This is a genomic window from Desulfocicer niacini, assembly GCF_054657595.1.
In genome coordinates this window covers 1-937 of sequence record NZ_BAAHYK010000150.1, presented here as the reverse complement: position 1 = coordinate 937, position 937 = coordinate 1, and the positions used below count along the sequence as shown (strand labels likewise).

Genomic DNA, 937 nt, shown 5'->3' with positions numbered 1-937 from the left:
TGGCCATCACCGGCGGGAATGGAGCGCAGCGGAATTCCCGTCCGAGTGCATGGCATTGTTCTGTGCGCGGGCTATGCCCTCTTGGCGATAACCGCAAATTCACTCGAATTTGGATCGTATGGGGTTCCGGCGACGTCTGAATAGAGTGCATCAATGGAAAAGCCGCACTCCACAAACTCCCTCTCCAGTTCTTCAGAAGCGAAATATTGCAGCCAGTTGTACACCGTTCTGGTGCGATCCGATTCGACAATCGTGTACTTGTCAAGTACAACCTTGTCTTCGTCGTATTTGAAGATATTTAGAAATCCATAGTACTTGATTGGTGACCAGAATCCGTTGAGGAGGTTCACTTCGTATGTCGCTGCCTCTTCCCGTTGGTCAAATGCCGCCAGCGAAAACACGTCAAGAAGGACCGAACCGCCCGGCTTCAGGATTTTGTGGAATTTGCTAAGAATCCCTCTTCTTTGGGTAGGGCTGAGGGCGCAGAAGTCCCACATGATCATCAGGACAAGGTCAAACCGGTCTTTTGTCTCAAAATCCAAGTAATTCTGCGTCACGTAGTTTATGTTCAGCTGCTCGCTGGCCGCGACCTTCTTTGCGTACTCGATGGACCTTCTCGAAAAATCTATGCCTGTCACTTTCGCCTGGCGCTTGGCTAAACTCGTTGCGTACAATCCTGGACCGCAGCCGAAATCGGCGATCTTGGTATCCTTGCCGATGTTAAAGCGAGAAGCGATCCAGTCCACCGACCGATTGATGAACGACGCATTTCGCGAAGAGAGATCGATGGCCTCATTGAGGTGGCACGAGAGCATCTGGGCTGACGTATGCTCATCAGTCCACAGATCACTCGCGGTGTAAAATTGGAACGGTTCGGGCCGTTCGTTGATCCTCTCCAACTCTTCAAACATTCTCTCTCCTTTGCGGCATTACACAG

The 937-nt window shown here is 51.1% G+C and carries 1 protein-coding gene; it reads right to left on the bottom strand.

Going from position 1 to position 937, the window contains the following annotated elements; translation table 11 throughout:
- Positions 1-71: 71 nt before the first annotated feature.
- Positions 72-911, bottom strand: coding sequence for a class I SAM-dependent methyltransferase (locus tag ACYQ2M_RS25130; RefSeq protein ID WP_459919148.1), 840 nt, complete (start codon positions 909-911; stop codon positions 72-74).
- Positions 912-937 lie beyond the last annotated feature (26 nt).